Below are 21,802 nucleotides of genomic sequence, written 5' to 3'. Positions count from 1 at the left end.
CGTACCTCCTTCGGCTTAGCCGAGGACTACCAGGGCGTCTCCGGAGTTGACGCTGTCTCCTTCCCGCGCCCGGACCTCTTTCACTGTGCCGGCGGACGGAGCGGATATCTCATTCTCCATCTTCATGGCTTCGAGGATGAGGAGAACGTCTCCGGCGTTCACCGCCGTTCCAACGCTTACGCTGACCCGAAGGATCTTGCCCGGCATGGGGGCCGCGATGACGGTGCCGCCCTCTGCCGACGGAGCCGGCGCCGCTGCCACGGGGGCTGGTGCCGGAGCCGGGGCCACTGGGGCAGGGGCTGCTGGTGCCGCCGACGGAGCTGGTGCCGCCACCGATACAGGGGCTGAAGCCCCGCCAAGGTCTTCCACTGTTACGTCGTAGCTTGTTCCATCCACTGTCACTCTATATCTTTTGCTCATTTATCTTCCCCTCCACCTTGCTGTGATGTCATGATTCATTTCTCGTCTCTATCTATTCTATAGGCTCCCCCTGGTCCCTAACGGCTGGACCAGTTCGTGTTGTTCAGGCTTTCGAGGCCTTCCATGATAGCGCTCGATCTCCAGAGGCTCAAAACGGGCCGGCGATGCGGGCCCGACGCGGGACGAATCTCGGTGATCCGGCAGGGCTGCCCCGTGGCCTCCAGAAGAGCCGCGGCGATGGCCGCCACGATCTTTCCCTTATCCCCTGTCTCCGCGCCTGTCACTGCCGGCGCCGCGGGGGCTTTCTCACGGGGTGCCGGAGGCTGGGACGGCGGTGACGCCTTCTTGACACCCCCAAAATACTTGATGGCGTAGATGATAGCCGTCAAGCCCCCAAGAACCATAAAAACCGCTGAAAAGGCAATGAAGCACAGGGTCAACGGCCCGCTGAAACCCGTTTCAAAATAGGTGTGCAGATTGGTCACGTCTATCGCCCCTCCCATCTAATGAGGCATGACGCCGTGTTTGCGGCGGGGACGAAGCTCCCGCTTGTTCGCCGTACCCTGAAGGGCAAGGTAGATCTCACGGCGGGTTTCCTCTGGCAATATGACCCGGTCCACAAAGCCGCGCTCTGCCGCCACGTAAGGGTTGGCGAAGGCTTCTCGGTATTCCTCGATCTTTTTGTTCCGTTCGCTCATCTGGTCTTCGGCCTTTTCTATCTCTTTCCGGAAGACGATGTTGGCCGCTCCCTCAGCCCCCATGACGGCAATCTCCGCCTGGGGCCACGCCAAAACCATGTCCGCCCCAAGGGCCTTGGAGCACATGCCAAGGTAGGCGCCGCCGTAGGCTTTACGAAGAACCACCGTGACCATGGGAACGGTGGCCTCGCTGTAGGCGTAAAGAAGCTTGGCGCCGTGGCGGATGATGCCGCCCCATTCCTGCTCGGTGCCAGGAAGATATCCGGGAACGTCTACAAAGGTGAGCAGAGGGATGTTGAAGGCGTCGCAGTGCCGTATGAAACGGCTCGCCTTGTCAGAGGCGTTGATGTCAAGACACCCCGCAAGGGTCGAGGCCTGGTTGGCGATGATGCCCACTACCTGTCCTCCAACCCGACCGTAGCCGGTGACCATGTTCATGGCCCAGAGGGCCTGGACTTCAAAAAAGTCGCCGTCGTCTACAACCTTGCCGATAACGTCGTGAACACGGTAACCCTTGTTGGGGTTGGTGGGAACAACGTTCCTAAGTTCTGGCACCAGCCGGAGCGGGTCGTCTGACGGTTCCTTCCACGGAGCGTCGTCTACGTTGTTGCTCGGAAGGTAGCTCAGAAGCTTGCGAACCTGGACAAAGCATTCTTCCTCGCTCCGGGCCGTGAAGTGGGCGTTGCCGCTCTTGGTGTTATGAGCCTGAGAACCACCAAGGGCTTCGCTGGTCACTTCCTCTCCCGTGACTGCCTTGATGACCGCCGGACCCGTGATGTGCATGATGCCCGTCTTCTCAACCATGAAAATATAGTCCGTGAGAGCCGGGCTGTACACCGCTCCCCCGGCGGTGGGGCCCATGATGACGGAGAGCTGAGGCACCACTCCGCTGGCAATGGTGTTCCGGAAAAAAATGTCGCCGTACCCGTTGAGAGCGTCTACCGCCTCCTGAATGCGGGCGCCGCCGCTGTCATTGATACCAACCACTGGAGAGCCGTTCTTCATGGCAAGGTCCATGACCTTGCAGATCTTGCCCGCGTGCATCTCGCCAAGACTCCCGCCAAGAACTGTGAAATCCTGGCTGAAAACGTATACACGCCTCCCGTCTATCTCACCAAAACCTGTGACCACACCGTCGCCGGGAAAAGAGGTCTCTCCAAGACCAAATCGCCCGCACCGGTGAACCACCTGCTCGTCAAGCTCTACAAAGGTCCCCTCGTCAAGAAGCCCGGCTATACGATCACGTGCGGTACCCTTGCCTTTGCCTCGCTGCTTCTCTATCGACTTGGGACCACCGCCTTCGCGGGCCTGCGCACGCTTGCGCTCAAGATCCGCGCATAGCTCGTCAATGCTTCGGTTCGTCATGTCTCAACTGCCCCCTTACCGCTCTGAGAGTTCTAATAAAACTCCACCCGTTGATTTCGGATGGACAAAAGCAATTTTTGCGCCCCCGGCACCATATCGCGGCGTTTCGTCAATGAGGCGAACCCCTTTCTCTTTCAACTCGGAAAGGGCTTTTTCAAGATTTTCCACGCGCAGTGATATGTGGTGTAGGCCCTCTCCCTTTTTTTCAATAAATTTTGCAATAGGACTGTCATCTCCTGTTGCCTCTAAAAGCTCTATTTCTGTATCTTTAACGGGAAGGAAAGCCGTTTTGACTTTTTGCTCCTCTACCTCCTCCACTCCTGTGCACGCTATCCCGAGGGCAACCTCCCAAACTTTCAATGACTCCTCAATACTTTTCACCGCAATGCCAATGTGGTCAATTCTAGTAACTTTCATGCACTAATCCCCCTTAAGAGTTTGATATTCATGGGAAAATTCATATCTTTTTCTAGTCAAGTCTCAGAATTCAACGATACTAATCTTAACAAAGAAAATAAGATTTTTCATATGAAACTCACTCTCATACACTAAAGAAGAAGATAATGCCATTAGGGGCACTGCATTACTTACCAATGGGCGATAAAAGCCAAACTATTTGAACAAATAAAAGCCCCTCGGGTAGTTTCCCCCAAGGGGCCCTGTCTGCTTTTTTAAAAGTCGTTTTATAAAATATCCAGTCCAGGCCGATAGATAAGCACAGAACAATGAGCATAACGGGCTACGTTTGCAGCGGTACTACCCACCACGAGCCTCTCTATAGTGCTCTGCCCCCGGTATCCAATAACAATAAGGTTATATTCCCCTTCCCTTGCGTAATCAATAATCACATCTGAAGGGCTTCCCTCTTTTACGATCATGTCGTATTTTACATTGGCGAGTTCCGGCATACGCTCTTTGGCTTTTTTGAAATAATATTCTAATTTTTTCCGAGCTATTTCGGATATCTCCATATCAATTTCCGGCGGAAGCCAGGGCTCATATCCTTTCCAAAGCGTAGGATGGGGCATCACGTGAATAAAAGATGCATGGACTCCTAGCCGCAGGGCCAGAGAACACCCGTAGGCAAAAACCTCCTCTGAAACTTTACTCAAATCTACGGCAACAAGAATTTTCTTCAGCACGATTCTTCCCCCCTTAAACTTTGTAGTGGTACTATTATAAAGGATAACTCAGGATTATTTTCAATACTCGAAATAGTTTGAGGGGGAAAATGAAAAAAATACTATTGATACCTCTTTGTATCTTATTCTTTATTTTAGGGGCTCTCATTGAAAAATTCGCAAGGAACTTGACCCGGGATCTTTGTCTTTCTGAAACTTCGCGGTTTCGAAGTTTCTTCTCTCGGCCGTGGATTCCCGGAGCGTTCTTCGTGGTCTCAGGTCTTTTGCTCTTTTATGTATGGGGGGTTTCCTTTTCTTTCTTTATGGCCTTTTTACTTACAGTGGGACTGTTTTTTTCAGCTCTCACCGACTTATACAGCGGTTATATTTTCGATGCCGTTCCCGCTGTAATGGGTGTAGGCAGCTTTATTTTCCGATGGGCAGCTGGAACATCCCCTCTTCTTGATGGGATAATGGGAGCTCTCGCGGGCATTGTCATTATGGCTTTTGTTCGCTGGATCAGTAGGGGCGGTATGGGGATAGGCGATATCAAACTGATAGGCGGCATGGGATTGGGTCTGGGACTCCCCCTTACGCTCTATGGACTCTATATTGGGATACTTGTTGGCGGCATAGTCGCTGGCTGGCTTCTTCTTACTTGTCGTGTCCATAGAAAACAACCTATACCCTTTGGTCCATTTATTGCCCTTGGAGGGATCATAGCTCTTGCCACTGCACCCTTTTTAGGAACCTATTTTAATATAGTCCTTGTCTGGCCATGGGGGTGTTAATTTCTATTGTCAAAAAATGGCCCTAAATAAGAGACCATTCTCTTCAGTGGTTCTATAGAGGGTAATCCATATAATCTTCTGAATGCATGATCCGCCCCTGGAATAATAATAAATTGCTTCTCAGGAATATCCGCCGCGTCAAAAAGACGACGGCATGCCTCTTCGCTGAAAGTGTTGTCATTTTCACCATAAAAACTTACAAACCATCCTGTTTTTATGGAACGTACAGATTTGTAAAGAAGAGCGTTATCTCCTATGGTATCGAGGATGGGTAGTCTCAATGTAGTTGAAACATCATCTTTATCAATACTGTCCCCGCTCCCTGAAACAATGATCCCAGAAGGGGATACGGAGAAAACAGGCTGGGGGAAGCCGCCTTCCCGAAGCTTTGTCTGATAGCCGCCACCGGCGATCATAAGAGAATGAATACCGCCCAGGGAAAAACCCCATAAATAAATCTCTTCAGTTGGATGGCGCTTTTCAATCTCACTCAAGGCAACACATACGTCATATAGATCCATCCCATAGGTTTTCCCCTGAAAAGCTGTCCGAGCCCAGCGATCCCTGTCCTCTTTGAAAGAATCGCGATCCCGCCGCAAACGACTTGTTTCAGTTAAATAGACCGTAAGGCCTAAGGGAAGCAACATCCTCGCAAGGACTGCATATTTATTCCCCTCATGGACAGAGGCGCATCCATGAACTCCATGGAAGAGGACGATCACCTTACCCACACTGTCCTTAGGGGAAAGGCGACTGACAAAAACCTTTTCATCGCCATAGGCGCCTTTAAGTGTAAAAACCTCTTTTTCCATTAGAAGCCCTCCTGCCTGATTGACGAAAAAAACGACTTCTTTTTTAAATATATTACTCTTTTCCCATGATTTGACAAACGACGTTAAATAGAGCAAAATAATATTAATAAATTACAGCGTACTGGGGGAGTCGGCGAAAACCGGCTGAGAGGAGACTAGTGGTCTCGACCCCTGGAACCTGATCCGGGTCATGCCGGCGAAGGGAAGTCAGACAAAATCTTCTAAAAGAAATTTCTCTCCTTCCTCCGGCAGTCCCTCATATAAGGAGGATTTTTTATGCGCAACAAAACCCGAGTTCTTGTTGAAGGTGCCCTAGCGGTAGCCATGACTGTTGCTTTTTCCTATATAAGGCTCTGGCGAATGCCCCAGGGGGGGTCTGTTACCCTGGAAAATGTGCCGTTGCTTATTTTCGCCCTTCGACATGGACTTAAATATGGTGTTGGTGCCGGATTTGTGGCTGGGATTATACAACTTACACTGGGCGGATACGTAGTGCATCCCGTACAGGCACTTCTTGATTACCCCCTCGCCTTTGCCGCTCTAGGCCTTGCCGCATTCGTTCGAAAACCTCTTTGGGGAGGCCTTACCCTCGGAACCATCTCTCGCCTCTTCTGTCACGTACTTTCAGGAGTCATATTTTTTGGAAGTTACGCTCCTGAAGGAACAAACGTCTGGCTCTACTCCATCATATACAACGGAAGCTACATGGTGCCCAACCTGATTCTGGGCATTTTTGTTACTTACCTGGTCTGGGGAAGACTGAGTCGTATCGGGCAATGATATAGTCCTGTCGATCAGAAACCGAAATGCTTCGTCTCAGCCACCTTGGGAAAAAATACAATGGTCTACCTGTAATCGACCAGTTCGACCTGGATATAGAAAAAGGTTCTTTCTCTGTACTTATTGGACCTTCAGGATGTGGAAAATCCACTCTTTTTGATCTTCTGACAGGAACTATAGAGAGAGAATATGGCACTATGGAATGGATTGGTGAAGCTGTACCCCACCTAGGCCAGATTGCTGCCTATATGCAACAGAAAGACTTACTGTTGCCCTGGCTCTCGCTGATGCAAAACGCTATGCTTCCCCAGGTCTTCTCAAAGGAGAAGCATCTCAGAAAAAACAAGAAAGCAAAGGGGCTATTTGAACGTTTTGGTCTTAATGGGTTTGAGGATTATCTTCCCGGGGCGGTTTCAGGGGGTATGAAGCAACGATGCGCACTCATCCGTACTCTTATGTTCGAGCGGGAAATTGTATTGCTCGATGAGCCTCTCTCCGCTCTTGATGCCATTACAAGAAGAAGCCTGCAATCATTACTGCTTTCACTTCAGAAAGATTTTAAGAAAACTGTATTGATGATCACCCACGACATTGACGAAGCGCTCTACCTCGCTGACACTGTACTTGTGCTTACTCAGGCTCCCATGAAAATCAGGGATAGAATTACCCTCCCATCAGAGAAGCCCCGTAACCTCGATTCATCAGAATATATAGCCATAAAAAAACGGATCCTTTCTGAACTGGAAGAGGAAATGCAATTATGAGCTTCGTTAAAAGAACCGTCGTTTCTACAGGACTTCTCCTCCTGCTTTTCCTTTTATGGGAAGGGGCATGTCGTCTTGCCAATATTCCTATTTTCATTCTTCCTGCTCCCTCCAGAGTTCTATTTGTTGCTGTGACCCAGGCCCCTTTGCTGGCATATCATGCAGCTATGACAGGCATTGAAATAATATTGGGAATCTTTTTTTCTATTACGGCCGCCATTCCACTAGCAGTGGTAATGTTTGTTTATCCTTCTGTGGAACAGGCTTTTTCCCCTCTTCTTGTGGCATCACAGGCCATTCCAGTTTTTGCATTAGCTCCTCTGCTTATCGTCTGGTTTGGCTATGGCATCTGGAGCAAGGTCTTCATGGCTGCCATTATTATCTTTTTTCCCATAGTCGTGAATCTGCTTGAAGGGTTAAAAAGTTGCGACAGCGATTATAGAAAGCTCTTTCACCTTATGGGTGCCCCTTTTTTCCAATCCTTCCGTTATCTTTACTGGCCATGGGCCCTTCCCTACTTTTTAGCGGGACTGAAGGTAGGGGTATCGGTAGCCACCATTGGAGCTGTCATTGGGGAATGGGTAGGGGCCCAAAGGGGCCTTGGGTATCTTATGATCCAATCAAATGCAAGACTTCGAGTAGATCTTGTTTTCGCTTCCATCCTGTGGCTCACTGCCATAGGAATATTCTTATGGATCTTGGTGGGTGCAATAGAGAAAAGAACACTCACATGGACTAGATAAAAAACTCTTTAAAGGAAGGTGTGCGCTATTGAAGAAGATTGTCGTTATCCTTTGTCTCGCTCTATCCATTTTCTGTTTCTCAGCTAATTCTCTTTTTGCTGTTGACAAACTGTCCCTTATGCTCGACTGGTTCCCCAATATAGATCATTTGCCACTCTTTGTCGCCAAAGAGAAGGGAATATTTGAACGTCACGGGCTGGAATTATCCATTCTCAGTCCTTCTGAAACGGCAGACCCCCTGAAACTTGCTGCTTCTTCTCACATTGATCTTGCAATTGCCTATGAGCCCCAGACAATTATTGCCGCATCCTCTGGCATTGAAATCAAAGGGGTAGGCCGCCTCATAGGACATCCTCTTACCACATTGCTTTTTATCGGGGGAAAGAACATTGAAAAACCTTCAGACCTCGAAGGGAAAAAGATAGGATACACTGTTCCTGGCATGATGGACCTTCTTACCGACGGGTTCGCAAAAGAAAACGGCTTTCAAAAATACGAGCTTATCAATGTGGGATTCACTATAATCCCCTCTCTAACCACAGGAAAAGTTGATGCTATTATGGGGCCCTACAAAAATTATGAGGTAGTGGAACTTGAGCAGCATGGCTACACTCCCGGATATTTCGAACTGGAGAAATACGGAATCCCAGACTACGACGAACTTGTATTTGTAACAGGAGCCACAACCCTCAAAGATAAAGAACGCCTCATCAGGCGGTTTAGAAAAGCTATACAAGAGGCTATCGAAATGACACGAAAAACACCTGAAGAAGCACTGGAAGTCTATTTAAAAGCAGTTCCTGAAGCTCCGAGGGAACTGGAGACGGCAGCCTTTGCGCGAACTCTCGACCTTTACGCCCATACTCAGGACTTTAGCGTGGAAAAGTGGCAAAAATTCGCAGATTTTGCTGCCTCAATTGGAATGATAGACAAGGAGGTTCTTGTTCATGCCATTCTCTGGAACGGAAAATAACGCCTCTATTTCATCATCACGATTACATATAAAAAAGCTGACCGTTGCCGGACTCCTTGCTGGGGCAGGAGTTCTCCTTTCGGGAATATACATCCCTGTGGGGCCGACAAAATGTTTCCCCTTCCAACATACTATTAATGTTTTGGCAGGGATCTTACTGGGACCATGGTGGGGAGCATCTATTGCTTTTGTTACAAGTTTTATTCGAAATATGATGGGAACTGGAAGTCTTTTCGCCTTTCCAGGCAGTATTCCTGGAGTTTTGATGGTGGGGTTTGCCTACCGCCTCTTCAAAAAAGACTGGGCAGCCCTGGTGGAGCCGCTGGGAACTGGCCCTATAGGCGCCACCCTTTCTGCCCTTGTAATTGGGCCGGCCATAGGAAAAACCCCTGCGCTGGGAGCTTTGCAGTTCGCCTTTCTTGCTAGCAGCATCCCTGGCGCTCTTCTGGGTTTCGCCCTTGTCATTATGACAAAGCGAATGGGCATTTTAAAAGACCTTTCATAAATTACACGGGCTGGAGGAGTATCTCCAGCCCGTGTTTTACCCTAAAATATATTCTCCGGAGATCACGAAATCAGGCTCAAGAAATGACGAGCCGCCTTCTTTATATGAGGAGCGCCCACAATAGCAGAAATAACGGCAACCCCATTAACACCAGTCTTCATTGCTTCAGCAACATTTTCCTCATTAATACCCCCGATAGCCACTGCAGGAATAGGAACGGCTTCCATTATTTCACGAATCCTGGAGAGCCCCACAACATGGGCATCCTCTTTGCTGCCAGTGGGAAAAGCAGCCCCTATCCCTATATATGAAGCTCCGGACTTTAAAGCTATTCGTGCCTGGTCGACAGTGTGTGCAGAAACTCCAACAATAAAACCCCTTGGTAAAAAAGGTCTGACCGCTTCAAGGGGCAAGTCCTTTTGTCCGAGATGGACGCCATCTGCTTGAGCAGCCAGTGCCACATCGAGACGATCATTAATGATAAGTGGAACGTTGTAATCATAACAAAGTCTTTTCATGGCCAGGGCTGTTTCCAAAAGCTCACGGCCGCCAGATTGCTTGTCTCTCAACTGAATGACAGTCGCTCCTCCTTTAAGAACTTCTTCCGTCTGTTCCAGAAGAGTTCGGGGGGCTCCTATCTGACGATCAGGAATTACATAAAGCTTTAACATATGACGTATGTTCATTCCCGCCACTCCTCTTTTCTATTCAAACGCTCTTCATATCCGTAAAAATCACTTTTTACAAGAGAGGATACCTCATCGATAAAAACATTTCCGAAGGTTCCAGGGCCATAGACATTTTCCCTACCGGCTGCTTTTTCAGAAGCAAGGGATACTGCGACGAGAGCTGTTATAGCAGCAAGCCCATAATCAGCTGTTACAGCCGAGCAGGCAGCAATCAGGCTACCTACGGCGCATCCGCTCGCTGTAATGGCTGGAAGAAGAGGGCTTCCCCCTCCCAAGACCAGGAAGAAACATGACGGGGGCACCGGTATCGCTACTGAGTCTTCTTTTCCTGTCGCCACAGCCACCACTCCATAACTGGACACGATGTTTGAAAGGGCCTTCTCAAGATCTTTGCAATTGTAGCCATCAACCCCTTGAACTGTCCCTTCCTCTCCTCCTAAAAGCCCCATCTCTCCTCTATTTCCTTTTACTGTGGTAACTGCTTCGCTGCGGAGAATTTCTTCGACTAAAGAGATCCGCAAAGGGGATGCCCCATAGCCGACTGGGTCCAGTACAAGGGGCTTTTTTTCTTTCCTTATTACAGGAAGAATCTCTTTTATTGATCTTATACTTTCATCAGAGGGCGTCCCTGTATTTATGAGAATGCTGTCTGCCCTGCTTGCAAGAAAAGAAGCCTCTTCCGCATTAATGGACATTAGGGGTGAGGCCCCCGCCGCAAGACTGATATTAGCCTGAAAGTTCGCAGCTACCATATTGGTCAACTGGTAGACAAGGGGGCGATAATGCCTTATATCTTCCCAGACCTCTGCTATCTGAATATCCTTATATCTCATTGTCTCCAGATTCATATTCTTTTACCCACTCTGGTGTTACAGCATGGCCTAAAGGACCATATCCATGGCCTGGCTTAAAGCTATGAAGCAGGCCCATCCGCAAATACTGGCGGCCATAGGAAACAGCCTCCTCCAAATCACGGCCGGCTGAAAGTTCTGCTGCAATGGCTGCGCTAAGAGTGCATCCTGTTCCATGGGTATTCTCCGTATCCACCCTTGGATCTTCAAAAATGGTTATTTTCCCTTCACAATAGAGTACATCTACAACTTTTTCTTTTGATTTCTCTACATCCATATGGCCGCCTTTTACTAAAACTGCTTTTGGTCCAAGGCCAGAGATCAATCTGGCGGCGTTCTTCATGTCTTCCAGAGATTGAACTTCAACTCCACTTAGCTTTTCTGCCTCCGGCATATTGGGCGTCACCAGAAGTGCAAGGGGCAACAGCTGTTCTTTCAAAGCCTGAACTGCTGATTCGGAAATAAGGCTTACTCCACTCTGCGAGATCATTACGGGATCAACCACAAGATTTGACAACTGGTAATTTTTCAAGGCTTCACACACCACATGAATGGTTTCCGGCCTGCTTAACATTCCGGTTTTTGCTGCGTCAACTCGAAAATCAGAGAGTACTGCATCAAGTTGGGCTGTGATGCTCTTCGGAGGAATATCGTGAATATCTTTAACTGTCAAACTATTCTGCGCTGTTACAGCTGTAATAACGGACATTCCAAAAATGTGGAGGGCGGCAAAAGTCTTAAGATCTGCCTGTATACCTGCACCTCCGCCAGAATCACTCCCGGCAATAGTCAATGCGTTTCCTCGATATAGTGCCACAATGTGCACCTCCTCAAAAATAATAGGAGAAGTCCCCCTTGTTTCGGCGAACTTCTCCTATACAAAAACTCCCAGCGCCAGCATTATCCGGATCTGGTGATAAGGGTCGAAAGCGCGCCGGCTTCCCTCTCAGCTAAAGCAGCTCCCCTGAGTACCTATTAGTATTATTTGGTATTTTTTTTAAACACCCTCATTAAGGGTATCTTCGTCTTCCTCTAAGGAAAGCCATTTCCCCCAATCAAAACGGAGCAAACCGCTGATGACATAAATAGAGATGGCTGCAAGAGGCGCTGTTCCATGCAATACGATAATCAGCCCCACAGTAACCATACAGAGGAATAAGAATTTCTTCTTATTCGTGTTTCCTTTGCGAAGTCCCTTTAAGTTCCCATAGGGGACACTAGAAATCATAAGGGCGCCCGTGCCAACAGAGAAGAATGCCGCGAGAGCAGCGGGAACAGATATACCTCCAATTACGAAGGACGCAAGAAAGAGTCCTCCGGCAGGAATAGGCAGCCCCTGGAAAGGACCAGGAACGTGAACAATATTGAACCTAGCCAGGCGCAGGGCACCGCACAATGCGAAGAAACATACGGCGAGAGCGCCAGTTACTCCGGCAAAACCCTGCAAATAATTTGCATATACAAGAATGGCTGGAGCCACGCCGAAGCTTACCACATCGGCAAGACTGTCATATTCCAGTCCAAACTGAGTTCCGCCTCCAAGACTTCGAGCAACTTTGCCGTCCATAAAATCAAAAAAGACCGCAAAAAAGATTAACCAGGCAGCGGGAAGAAAACGCCCATGAAAAGTGAGGATCAGCGATAGCATGCCGCACAGCAAATTTCCACTTGTTACCATGTTAGGAGCTATCTCTCGAAAGGAGAGATGCCTTTTACCTATTTTTTTTCTCATGACTCGCCGTCACTCCCAAAACAGATTTACCAGCCTTCACTTTCTGATCGATGGTTACAGAGCACTTTACACTCAAAGGCAGGTAGACGTCAACTTTAGACCCTAATTTTATCATCCCAAAACGCTGACCGCGACAGAGCCTGTCCCCCTTTTTAAGACGGCAGACAATCCGCCTCGCTAAAAACCCAGCGATCTGCACCAGAAGAATCCGGCCATGAGCTGTTTCAAGCCCTACGAGCATTCTCTCATTCTCTTCAGAAGCCTTCGGGGCAAAAGCCATCCACTTTTTACCTGGCACATACTCCAGATAATCTACTATCCCATCGTAGGGAACTCTATTCACGTGCACGTCAAAGGGGGACATGAATATGCCAACCTTTATCGCTTCTCCCACATATGAACAGCTTGCCTTTTCTATCTCTACCACTTTGCCATCTGCAGGAGAAACCCAAACCTCAGGATCCACTGGCAATTCTCGTTCAGGATCTCGAAAGAACCAAACTACAATAGCAAGAAAGACACTCATGATAGCTGCCATCCAGGGGGAGATGAACATGCTCCCTCCTGTTAAAAAAGCAACAAAAATAATAAGAGGCCAGCCGTCACGAGCGATCATTAATCGTCTTCTCCATCTTCAGTGCTTACAACGCTTGCAGTAGCAACGGTGTCCCCCTCGTCAAGCCTCATCATTATGCTGCCCATTGCCGTTCTTCCTAAGACCGGGGATTCCGATACAGCCAGACGAATCATACGTCCGCGACTTGTTATCGCTACGATTTCATCCCCTTCCGCAACGCTCCAGCAACCTACGATCAAACCTGTCCTATCGCTGAGGTTCATGACAATAACTCCACTACCGCCACGATGGCGAAGAGAAAACTCATCGTATTTCGTCCGTTTCCCAAATCCATTTTCGCTCAGCAACAGAGGCCAGCGACCATTTGCCACCACATCGCACCCTATAACATAATCATTTTTCCGAAGGCGAATCCCCCTTACACCTCTCGCTGTTCGCCCCATGGGGCGGAATTCCGATTCATGGGTACGTAGGGCCTGTCCCTGGGCCGTTACTATAAGCAAATGGTCGTCCCCTGAAGTCAGCACTATCTGGGAAATTTCGTCTCCTTCGTCAAGGCCCATGACTCTGCGTCCTGCACGGGTTAAATTTTCAAGCTCAGACAGATCAAGTCGTTTCGCGGTTCCCCTCAGGGTAATAAAGAAAGCATATTTAGCTCCGTCTACCGCCCGCCCATGCATGGTCACAACCCGCTCCCCTTCTTCTAGGGCCACAAAGCGGTTTATGAGTTTGCCTCGTCCAGTCTTCGATTCGGGGATCACATAGCCTTTAAGGGCAAGAACCCGCCCCTTCGATGTGAAGAGATAGATATCCCTATGGGTGCTTGTCACCGCTACCAGTGCAACCTCGTCTTCTTCCTGAAGGGCTGTGCCTTTTCTTCCTTTGCCTCCCCTTCCCTGCAGCGTATATTCCTGAAGATCCTTTCGCCTTAAATAACCATCTCTGGATAATACAACCACAATGTCGCTTTCTGGAATGAGGTCTTCAATAGAAACATCCTCAACGGCATCAATGATTTCAGTTTTCCTTTCATTTCCAAAACGTCTTTTTACTTCAAGCAATTCTTCTTTGATAACGGAATCAAGGACTTTAGGATTTCCGAGAATTGTCTGGTAACGCTCGATGTCAGAAAGAAGTTGAGCCAGTTCAGCTTCAAGTTTTTCTCTTTCAAGGCCTGTTAGACGCTGCAAGCGCATTTCTAGAATGGCTTGAGCCTGCGCTTCGGAAAAGTCCAATTTCGAAATAAGCCCTTCTTTGGCCTCTTCAGTTGTTGCAGATCCTCTAATCAGGGCAATAACTTCATCAATGATGTCAAGGGCTTTTACAAGACCTTCCACTATATGAGCCCTGGCCTCAGCTTTTTCCAGACGGAACTGGGTTCTTCTTCTGACCACGCTTCGTCTGTGATTGAGGAAAATATTGAGCATTTCCTCAATAGAAAGTTCTTTGGGATACCCGTCAATCAGCGCTAGATTAATGACACCAAAAGTACTCTGGAGCTGAGTCCGGCGATAAAGCTGTCTCAAAACCAAATTGGGGTCTGTATCACGGTTCACCTCTATAACAATCCGAAGGCCTTCTCGATCAGATTCGTCTCGTAAATCCATAACCCCGTCAATAGTTTTGTCCTGGACATTCTTAGCTATGGTTTCTATAAGATTGGTCTTGTTCACCATGTAAGGGATTTCGGTGATAACGATGAACGTCTTTCCTCTTTTTCCCTCTTCTATGTGGGTTCTTCCCCGCATAGTGATCTTGCCACGCCCTGTGCGATAGGCATCTATTATGCCATCCCGGCCAAGAATAAGACCTCCCGTTGGAAAATCAGGACCAGGCATACGAAACAGAATTTCACCTATATCAACCTGCTCCGGCTCTGTATCGATAAGGTAGCAAAGGGCATCCACAACCTCCACAAGGTTATGAGGAGGAATATTTGTAGCCATTCCAACAGCAATACCGGAACTACCGTTGATAAGAAGGTTGGGCAACATCGCCGGCAGACAAAGGGGCTCCTGAAGGGACTCATCAAAGTTTGGCCCCCAATCTACAGTGTCCTGATCTATGTCAGCCAGCATGAGCTCGCCGATCTCATAAAGCCGAGCCTCAGTGTAACGCATTGCGGCTGCCGGGTCTCCGTCAATAGAACCGAAGTTCCCCTGGCCATCGACGAGAGGGTAGCGCATACTAAAGTCCTGAGCCATACGAACCATAGTGTCATAAATAGCCGAGTCTCCGTGAGGGTGGTATTTACCCATGGTTTCACCAACCACACGGGCCGACTTTTTATATGCCGTATTATGACGAAGGCCAAGCTCCATCATGGCATAGAGTATCCTTCTTTGTACTGGTTTTAGCCCGTCACGGGCATCTGGGAGAGCTCGCCCCACTATAACGCTCATAGCATAGTCTAGATAACTATGTTTTATCTCCTCCACCAAAGGGAGAGGAACTACTTTGCCAAAAAGGGGCTCGCCTTTTTTCTCTTCCATATAGATCCTACCTCCAGAATAAATTCCAAAAAGACAATTTAAATACGTGACAAACTATAGTATTTTAACACGTTCAAAGAAACATTACCTAAAAAAGGGAGAGGGGCTTTAAAGCCACCCTCTCCCTATCAAGCCTGCAATTTTACTATTTTACCATCTCTCTTTGTGGAGGGCTTTGTCGTTTATCCCTTTATGGGGGGCCTTTTCTTCTGCTGGATATCCAAGGGCCGCTATACCTGTCACCTTAATGTGGTCTGGAACCTCCAGGATTGGGCAAACCCGTTCTTCTCTGGGATGACGGCCCATGACCTTCAGCCAGACTCCCTCGATACCAAAGGCCCGTGCACCTAGAAGGATGTTTTCAAGAGCCGCCGCTGCATCTTCCATCCATGCCAGATCTTCTTTTGGATAGAATGATGTGTCTGCACATACGGCAATGGCAAGAGGAGCCTGAGCCAACATTTTTCCTGAATCATGGGCCGCCGCTAGCCTATTAAGAATATTTCTCTCCTGAATAACAATAAAATGGCATGGACGCTGGTTATGGGCACTTGGAGCCGCAAAAGCGCACTCAAGCAAAATATCTATAATTTCCTTTTCTACAGGAGCTGTTGTAAATTTTCGAATGCTTCTTCGTCCGAGGATAGCCTTAATTACCGGATGTTCACGCTTGTCCATCACCTTTCGCCTCTTTCATTGTTAAATTTTTTTACTTTTTCTTTTTTGTGTCCACCCTACCATCTGTTAAGATGCAGGGTCCCTTCGTCGATTCCCTTGTGGGGCTCTTTTTTCTCTTTTCCATATCCAATAGCCGCTATGCCCAATACTGCTATATGCTCTGGAATCGAGATGATTTTACGAACTGCCTCTTCGCACCCTTCGGCATGGCGAACGCCTAACCATACTCCATCAAGACCGATAGCATGAGCAGCTATAAGAATATTTTGCATTGCGGCAGAACAGTCTTCTTCCCAATAACGACGGGCAAAGTCGCTTTTCTCAGGGTTGCCGCACACAACAATTCCAAGGGGAGCTTCAAAAAGCATTTTGCCATAAGGATGGTCTTCCCCGAGACGATTGAGAAGGTCTCTATCAGTAACAACTATAAAGTGGCAAGGGCGGCTATTTGCTGCACTGGGAGCCGCTGATCCACATTCAACCAGAAGCTCTATCTTCTCTTTTTCTACTGCTTTTTCTTCAAAACGCCGAATGCTTCTCCTTCCTAAAATAGCCCGAATTGCCTCATTCTCTTTTAACGCCATCGTTTTCACCGCCTTTTTTGTCTTTAAATACAAAAACCTTTTTTCTTAAGCCCGGCCAAAACTCTGGAAGTTCTGCTTCAGGAAAATCCTTAAGCTCTTTTCCCGCCGCTGCCCGCAGAAAATTATTGACCCACCAGTAAACGTCTCGTTCTCTAATAGACTTGCACATCCGCCTCATGCGATTCTTTTTTTCTTCTTCTTTCATAAAAATCGAGTAATAAAGAGCATCTGCCGTCGCTTCCACATCGTAAGGATTAATAAGGATAGCCCCGCTCCTGAGCTGATAGGCCGCTCCTGCAAATTCGCTCAAAATCAAAACTCCCTTATAATCTGTCTGACAAGCGCAGTATTCTTTGCACACAAGATTCATGCCATCTTTGAGAGAACTTACAAAACCCGCGTCAGCAGCCCGATACATAGCTACTAATTCCTTTTGATCCACTGTACCATAGCGGTAAAGTATGGGCACCCAAGCAGTGGTTGAGAATCGGCCATTTATTTCACTGATAAGTTTCTGAATTTCATCTCGCAGAGCACCGTATTCCGCCACCCCTTCCCGACTGGGAATGATCAGTTGAAAAAGAGATATCTTTCCCTGGAGATGGGGGTATTTTTCGAGAGCTCTGGCAAAAGCTCTCAATTTTTCTGGGATTCCCTTTGTGTAATCAAGGCGATCGATGCCAAGGACAAGAAAGTCGGCTGTAATATCCTTACGGATCTCTCGAGAGCGAAGGGCCGCCTCTTTCGCTGAAGCCATCGAACGAAATCTTTTATAATCAATGCTGATGGGCAAACTTCCTATCTGTATAGTGTGCCCCTTTATTTCCAGCTCTACAATAGCTCCACGTCCTACAACCCTACAGGCAGGGTAAAAAGACCTGGCGCAATCTATAAAATTTCTTCTATCTCGATGAGTTTGGAAGCAGAGAAAAGAAAACCGTAGCAACTCATCAATAATTTGTTTCCTCCACGGAAGTTTAATAAAAAGGTCTGGTGACGGGAAGGGGATATGAAGAAAAAACACACAATGGCGCTTAACGCCCAGACGCTCAAGGCTGCCCGCCAGCAGTATAAGCTGGTAATCATTGACCCATATGATATCTTTTTCCGTTGAATGCTTTGCGATAACAGCTGCAAACTTATCGCTAACCCTTACATATGCCTCCCAGTATTGGGGCTGAAAACGGCAAAGAGCCTCTAAATCATGAAAAAGAGGCCAAATAATAGAATTTGAGAATCCATAGTAATAGTTGTCAATTTCACCATTTTCCAGCAAGATCGGCACTATGCGAAAACCCGTTTCTTCTGATATGGGCCCCAGGATCTTACGCAACCCGCTTAGGTTGATCCTCCCTCTTGTGCCAGGCCATCCAATCCACATGCCGCCACGGTCTTTCAGTACAGGGGAAAGAGCCGTAACAAGCCCTCCCGCTCCCGGTTCCACACTCCACTTCTGTTTTCTCTTTTTAAGGATAATGGGCAGACGGTTCGAAACAACGATCATGCGCTCTTTATCTGCCACTCTTCTCCCTTCCTCTCTACAATCAGATTGTTGCTAGGCTCTTGTAAAGAAAAATTATAGTTTTTGTGACATCTGTGCCTCCAGATCCTCACCACCATTTTGAGAGAGATTGATCATAAGAGCAAGAACTGTACGCAAATGAGTTGTGATAAGGAAGTTCTCTCGCACATATTTATGGGCATTCTGTCCCATCCGTTTCCGTTGCCGCCCCCAAGCTAAAAGATATCTCAATCTCAATGCCGCCCCTTCCGGGGTCTGAACCCTGAATCCGTTAAAACGGTTAATGATCTGAAGACGGATACCACCTACATCGCCTCCGATTACAGGCTTGTATTTCCACATTCCCTCAGTCACTGTAAGACCGAAACCTTCTTTGGTTGATTTCTGCATTATTATGTCTGCGGCAGACTGTAACCCATTGATCGTTCTGTGAGCATTAGAAGGAAGCTCGATGACGTGGATATCAGGATCGTCAGAAGCAGCATTTTTGACCTGCTCTAAAATCGCGGCACCTTCCGGGTCATCGGCGGCACCCCCTCCTGCAAGGACAATCTGCATGTCCGCATGTTTCCTCGCCATCCTGTAACTTTTTATCACACCAATAGGATCTTTAAAAACATCGAACCGGGACACCTGCACTACAAGAGGCCGTTCTCTATCTAAATTGAAACGAAGACACGTCTCATCGATCTCTCTTTCCGAAAGAACAATGTTTTTCTCGCTAAGAGGGTCTATGCTCGGTGGGATAAGGTATTGGGGGTGAGGTAAACGCTGAGTAAAATCAGCAAGAGAAAAGATGGACGCATCATATTCTGAAACAAAGCGGCGAAGCATCCTCCATATGTTACGATTTGGCACACTCGCATCAATATGACACCGCCAAATCCACTTTCCCTTTCTGTTAGGACAGAGTGAAAGAAGGGGGGCTGGTTGAGGATCATGAATAAACACAAAATCTGCCTCCTCAAGAAGAGGTCTCAATCTCTCCGCATTAAGCCTGTTCGTTTCCATATAAACTTCATGATAGGATTCTGTAAAAGGGAGGTCTTTGCCTTGTAAAGCGTTATGAATCGACTTCGTTGCTGTATAAAAAGCCTCCGAACCAACTATAACTTCCCAGTGAGTTTCAATACCTAGTTCATTCATTAGGGGAATCATGCATCGTAGAATTTCTGCCACTCCTCCACCTTCACGAGTTGAGTTGACATGAACAACCTTTTTCCCTTGCAAGAAGGTTGCAAAACGATATAAGCTGCTTATAACCTGTTCTCCAGCTAAGACTCCGTAATTCTGTAAAAGCTGTGTCATAAAAGACTCTCCCCCCCCCAAAACAAAAGCGATTTCTAAAATATGGACAAGTCTTTCCCGGAGATCAGTAAGAGAGTGTAAATATGGATCCAAATTTGTCAGTTCCTCTCTTGCTTCCGCAGTTTCTTCGCCAAAAAAACCCAGCCACTTCGAATAATCGTCTTGCCTGTCTTCACGATTGCGCCGTTTTGCTTCTATGAAATGAAAAAAAATACTGCCTCGGCTTGAAGATGCTATAGCCCGAGGGAGTGTTCGAGGGGAGTCTGCTGATAGAGCTGTTTCTACAACAATGAGATGAGCCCGAGTAAAGTGGAAAGTCCTATCGGCCTCCTTCCAACTGATGAAATACTCTCTAGAAAGTGTTTCATCGAGGAGGTCGAGAAGTTCCTCCCTGATATCCTCGATATCGTTCCTGTGATTAAGATCCAGGGCGCTTAATCTCTCAGAAAGTGCGTCTTCATGAAGATAAACCTTTGCCCAGGACGCAAAATCATTAACATACTCAGACTCTGGAAACTGAGGGGAAAGAAGGCGACCCCAGAAATGATAGTACAGACAGCTTGGAGCAACCTCTTCAATCCCTTCACGAAGCTCTCTAAGGTTCCTGGCCTGAATCCCTGTGCTAATAGGCAGAAGGGTGCACTCCTTGAATCTAAAGGTCTCTCTACTTTGATAACTAGACATAGCAACAGCTCCCATAAGGCAACGCTGATTTTTCGATTTTTCGGTATAATATAACAATATAAATATGTGGTAAAAATTGTAGCATAGATGGAAAGGAAGGGAGCGTTGAATATGACCGGAAGAGAAATAATTATTCTTGTAGAAGAGAATTTCCACGATCTGGAATTCTGGTACCCCTATTATCGCCTTATTGAAGATGGTTACGAACCTATAGTTGTTGCCCCAGTTGCTCCTCGTCACTATACAGGGAAGTTCGGTACCATAGTTGAGGCGGCCTACACTCCCCAAAGTCTTTCGGAGAATCTGCCCCGCGGAGTGGTTATCCCCGGGGGATGGGCGCCAGATAAGTTGAGAATGTCTGGTGAAATCGTTTCTCTCGTTGCCCAGATCTATAGGTCAAATGGAGTCGTAGCAAGCATCTGTCATGGAGGCAGCCTTCTTGTTTCAGCTGGCATATTAAAGGGTAAACAGGTTACATCCTTCGCCAGTATTAAAGACGATATGGAATTGGCCGGAGCAATATGGGTTGATGAACCTGTGGTTACATCGGAAAAACTAATAACAAGCAGAAAACCGTCAGACCTTCCCTTTTTCACGAAAGCTCTTCTTGAGGCTCTGCAAAAAAAGTAACAGCCCAGAAAAAAGGGCAGGGTACAAAAGACGTCCCCTGCCCTCATGTTCAGTTGTTTTTTCAGGGAGGCTGCCTTATAGTTCAACCCCCACAAGGCGTATCAGCCAGGAATACATACTTCCCATAAGATGGGGATTGAAGGCAAAGATCACAAAAGCCCCCATAGCCATAATGGAATGCAGTATGGAAAGAAAGCCGTTATACTCTTCTTTTCTTGCTATAACACCCAAAGCCCCTTCACATATGATGAAGGCTGTAAGATAGTAAATCCATCCCCTTGTTTCAGGGAGCCTCGCAAAGCGCATGGTTCGAAGAACCGAATAAGCTGACCACGCGGCAAGGGCATACATCTGAGAGAACAGCATCACTATTTTTACGAGAAAAGATGTTCCTCGAACGTGGAAACTGCTGGCGCTATGAGCCTCCTTGCTTTCTAACCCCTTCAGCAAACCATAAACAGAAGAAATTCGTGGAAGAATATATCGGGCATAGGAACTTGACAGTACCCAGGCCCAGAGAGCGAACGGCAGTGCGAACTTTATATAAAGCACAGGTTACCCCACCTCCCTCGACATCTGCTACTGTTCATTATTCTACATCATTATTCCTTACGGTCCACCAGAGGCGTGGAATATGCCGTCTCAGAATCCCACGGGAAGAGGATCCACGTATCCTGACTGACCTGGGTTATGTACGTATCAACAAAGGGACTTCCCTCAGGTTTGGCATAAACCGTCGCAAAATAAGCCTTTGGAAGCATCTTCCTCACAACTCGTGCAGTTTTCCCAGTATCGACGAGATCATCGATAATGAGACAGTTTTCACCGTCTCCGTTAATCCCTTTTAAAATATTCGCCTCTCCCTGGGTACGAATAGTATAACTTGAAATACAGACTGTATCCACGAGACGGATATTCAACTCTCTCGCTATAATAGCAGCAGGGATAAGCCCTCCTCGCGCAATTCCAATTATCTTCTCCCACTTCCTGGGAAGAAGCTGCCATGCCAAAGCTTTACAGTCTCGATGAAGCTGGTCCCAGGAAACAGGATAGGTTTTGTGATAACGATCTTCGCTGCCCATT

The 21,802-nt window shown here is 47.5% G+C and carries 25 protein-coding genes and 2 riboswitches; of the genes, 7 read left to right on the top strand and 18 right to left on the bottom strand.

All coding sequences use genetic code 11. The features are described 5' to 3' along the window. Positions 1 to 15: 15 nt before the first annotated feature. From AMICO_RS10410 to AMICO_RS01290, 5 genes are all read right to left on the bottom strand, one after another. The gene (locus tag AMICO_RS10410) at positions 16 to 420 is read right to left on the bottom strand and encodes a biotin/lipoyl-containing protein (RefSeq protein ID WP_013047680.1); all 405 of its coding nucleotides are present in this window, start codon (positions 418 to 420) and stop codon (positions 16 to 18) included. Between the two features lie 77 nt (positions 421 to 497). Further along, positions 498 to 905: an OadG family transporter subunit gene (locus tag AMICO_RS01305; RefSeq protein ID WP_013047679.1), complete on the bottom strand. Its 408-nt coding sequence runs from the start codon at positions 903 to 905 to the stop codon at positions 498 to 500. Positions 906 to 923: 18 nt separating this feature from the next. Next, positions 924 to 2,483, bottom strand: a complete 1,560-nt coding sequence (locus AMICO_RS01300) for an acyl-CoA carboxylase subunit beta (RefSeq protein ID WP_013047678.1) — start codon at positions 2,481 to 2,483, stop codon at positions 924 to 926. 15 nt (positions 2,484 to 2,498) lie between these two features. Then, complete coding sequence (gene mce, locus AMICO_RS01295; RefSeq protein ID WP_013047677.1) at positions 2,499 to 2,900, bottom strand: methylmalonyl-CoA epimerase; 402 nt, start codon at positions 2,898 to 2,900, stop codon at positions 2,499 to 2,501. A 266-nt stretch (positions 2,901 to 3,166) separates the two neighbouring features. After that, a complete protein-coding gene (locus tag AMICO_RS01290) occupies positions 3,167 to 3,625 on the bottom strand; it encodes a universal stress protein (protein WP_013047676.1) in 459 nt (152 codons plus the stop codon). Positions 3,626 to 3,714: 89 nt separating this feature from the next. Between AMICO_RS01290 and AMICO_RS09755 the strand changes: the two genes are divergently transcribed. Next, a complete protein-coding gene (locus tag AMICO_RS09755) occupies positions 3,715 to 4,395 on the top strand; it encodes a prepilin peptidase (protein ID WP_013047675.1) in 681 nt (226 codons plus the stop codon). Here AMICO_RS09755 and AMICO_RS01280 read toward each other — a convergent pair. Continuing rightward, positions 4,392 to 5,207 (bottom strand): alpha/beta hydrolase, encoded by an 816-nt coding sequence (locus AMICO_RS01280; RefSeq protein ID WP_013047674.1) that lies wholly within the window; start codon positions 5,205 to 5,207, stop codon positions 4,392 to 4,394. The genes AMICO_RS09755 and AMICO_RS01280 overlap by 4 nt on opposite strands. Positions 5,208 to 5,320: 113 nt before the next feature. Beyond that, positions 5,321 to 5,429: riboswitch (TPP riboswitch) on the top strand. A 54-nt stretch (positions 5,430 to 5,483) separates the two neighbouring features. On the opposite strand from AMICO_RS01280, the gene thiT reads away from it, so the two are divergent. The 5 genes from thiT to thiW are packed head-to-tail and all read left to right on the top strand — an operon-like array spanning position 5,484 to position 8,972. Continuing rightward, on the top strand, positions 5,484 to 5,987 hold the full coding sequence (gene thiT / locus AMICO_RS01275; RefSeq protein WP_013047673.1) for an energy-coupled thiamine transporter ThiT: 504 nt from the start codon (positions 5,484 to 5,486) through the stop codon (positions 5,985 to 5,987). Positions 5,988 to 6,013: 26 nt separating this feature from the next. Continuing rightward, positions 6,014 to 6,751 (top strand): ABC transporter ATP-binding protein, encoded by a 738-nt coding sequence (locus tag AMICO_RS01270; RefSeq protein WP_013047672.1) that lies wholly within the window; start codon positions 6,014 to 6,016, stop codon positions 6,749 to 6,751. Then, positions 6,748 to 7,494: an ABC transporter permease gene (locus AMICO_RS01265; protein WP_013047671.1), complete on the top strand. Its 747-nt coding sequence runs from the start codon at positions 6,748 to 6,750 to the stop codon at positions 7,492 to 7,494. Before AMICO_RS01270 ends, AMICO_RS01265 begins: the two co-directional genes overlap by 4 nt. A gap of 28 nt (positions 7,495 to 7,522) precedes the next feature. Continuing rightward, positions 7,523 to 8,467, top strand: coding sequence for an ABC transporter substrate-binding protein (locus AMICO_RS01260; RefSeq protein ID WP_013047670.1), 945 nt, complete (start codon positions 7,523 to 7,525; stop codon positions 8,465 to 8,467). Beyond that, positions 8,442 to 8,972 carry an energy coupling factor transporter S component ThiW gene (gene thiW, locus AMICO_RS01255; protein ID WP_013047669.1) on the top strand — a complete coding sequence of 177 codons (531 nt, stop codon included), beginning with the start codon at positions 8,442 to 8,444 and terminating at the stop codon, positions 8,970 to 8,972. The genes AMICO_RS01260 and thiW overlap by 26 nt, the downstream gene beginning before the upstream one ends. 62 nt (positions 8,973 to 9,034) lie before the next feature. Here thiW and thiE read toward each other — a convergent pair whose 3' ends face one another. The 10 genes from thiE to AMICO_RS10280 form a co-directional block, all read right to left on the bottom strand. Then, positions 9,035 to 9,658, bottom strand: coding sequence for a thiamine phosphate synthase (gene thiE / locus AMICO_RS01250; RefSeq protein WP_013047668.1), 624 nt, complete (start codon positions 9,656 to 9,658; stop codon positions 9,035 to 9,037). Then, positions 9,655 to 10,509, bottom strand: coding sequence for a hydroxyethylthiazole kinase (thiM, locus tag AMICO_RS01245; protein ID WP_013047667.1), 855 nt, complete (start codon positions 10,507 to 10,509; stop codon positions 9,655 to 9,657). Before thiM ends, thiE begins: the two co-directional genes overlap by 4 nt. Next, positions 10,484 to 11,329: a bifunctional hydroxymethylpyrimidine kinase/phosphomethylpyrimidine kinase gene (thiD, locus tag AMICO_RS01240; protein WP_013047666.1), complete on the bottom strand. Its 846-nt coding sequence runs from the start codon at positions 11,327 to 11,329 to the stop codon at positions 10,484 to 10,486. The genes thiM and thiD overlap by 26 nt, the downstream gene beginning before the upstream one ends. A gap of 52 nt (positions 11,330 to 11,381) precedes the next feature. Continuing rightward, positions 11,382 to 11,488, bottom strand: a riboswitch (TPP riboswitch). A 21-nt stretch (positions 11,489 to 11,509) separates the two neighbouring features. After that, entirely contained in the window at positions 11,510 to 12,244 is a 735-nt protein-coding gene (gene pssA / locus AMICO_RS01235; RefSeq protein WP_013047665.1) for a CDP-diacylglycerol--serine O-phosphatidyltransferase, read from the bottom strand. Further along, positions 12,225 to 12,860, bottom strand: a complete 636-nt coding sequence (locus AMICO_RS01230) for a phosphatidylserine decarboxylase family protein (RefSeq protein ID WP_013047664.1) — start codon at positions 12,858 to 12,860, stop codon at positions 12,225 to 12,227. Before AMICO_RS01230 ends, pssA begins: the two co-directional genes overlap by 20 nt. Next, positions 12,860 to 15,313 (bottom strand): DNA gyrase subunit A, encoded by a 2,454-nt coding sequence (gyrA, locus tag AMICO_RS01225; protein WP_013047663.1) that lies wholly within the window; start codon positions 15,311 to 15,313, stop codon positions 12,860 to 12,862. Before gyrA ends, AMICO_RS01230 begins: the two co-directional genes overlap by 1 nt. 150 nt (positions 15,314 to 15,463) lie before the next feature. Beyond that, positions 15,464 to 15,991 carry a nitroreductase family protein gene (locus AMICO_RS01220; RefSeq protein WP_013047662.1) on the bottom strand — a complete coding sequence of 176 codons (528 nt, stop codon included), beginning with the start codon at positions 15,989 to 15,991 and terminating at the stop codon, positions 15,464 to 15,466. A gap of 56 nt (positions 15,992 to 16,047) precedes the next feature. After that, on the bottom strand, positions 16,048 to 16,575 hold the full coding sequence (locus tag AMICO_RS01215) for a nitroreductase family protein (RefSeq protein WP_013047661.1): 528 nt from the start codon (positions 16,573 to 16,575) through the stop codon (positions 16,048 to 16,050). Next, positions 16,556 to 18,097 (bottom strand): alpha,alpha-trehalose-phosphate synthase (UDP-forming), encoded by a 1,542-nt coding sequence (locus AMICO_RS01210; RefSeq protein WP_013047660.1) that lies wholly within the window; start codon positions 18,095 to 18,097, stop codon positions 16,556 to 16,558. Before AMICO_RS01210 ends, AMICO_RS01215 begins: the two co-directional genes overlap by 20 nt. A 54-nt stretch (positions 18,098 to 18,151) precedes the next feature. Beyond that, positions 18,152 to 20,089, bottom strand: coding sequence for a DUF5752 family protein (locus AMICO_RS10280; protein WP_013047659.1), 1,938 nt, complete (start codon positions 20,087 to 20,089; stop codon positions 18,152 to 18,154). Between the two features lie 111 nt (positions 20,090 to 20,200). On the opposite strand from AMICO_RS10280, the gene AMICO_RS01200 reads away from it, so the two are divergent. Further along, entirely contained in the window at positions 20,201 to 20,719 is a 519-nt protein-coding gene (locus AMICO_RS01200) for a type 1 glutamine amidotransferase domain-containing protein (protein WP_013047658.1), read from the top strand. A 75-nt stretch (positions 20,720 to 20,794) separates the two neighbouring features. On the opposite strand, the gene AMICO_RS01195 is transcribed toward AMICO_RS01200, so the two are convergent. After that, positions 20,795 to 21,271, bottom strand: a complete 477-nt coding sequence (locus AMICO_RS01195) for a hypothetical protein (RefSeq protein WP_013047657.1) — start codon at positions 21,269 to 21,271, stop codon at positions 20,795 to 20,797. A 50-nt stretch (positions 21,272 to 21,321) separates the two neighbouring features. After that, on the bottom strand, positions 21,322 to 21,801 hold the full coding sequence (gene gpt, locus AMICO_RS01190; protein WP_013047656.1) for a xanthine phosphoribosyltransferase: 480 nt from the start codon (positions 21,799 to 21,801) through the stop codon (positions 21,322 to 21,324). Position 21,802 lies beyond the last annotated feature (1 nt).

The sequence above is a fragment of the Aminobacterium colombiense DSM 12261 genome (assembly GCF_000025885.1).
Taxonomy (GTDB): domain Bacteria; phylum Synergistota; class Synergistia; order Synergistales; family Aminobacteriaceae; genus Aminobacterium; species Aminobacterium colombiense.
The sequence above is the reverse complement of the archived record's forward strand: the minus strand, read 5'-3'. Positions and strand labels throughout refer to the sequence as shown.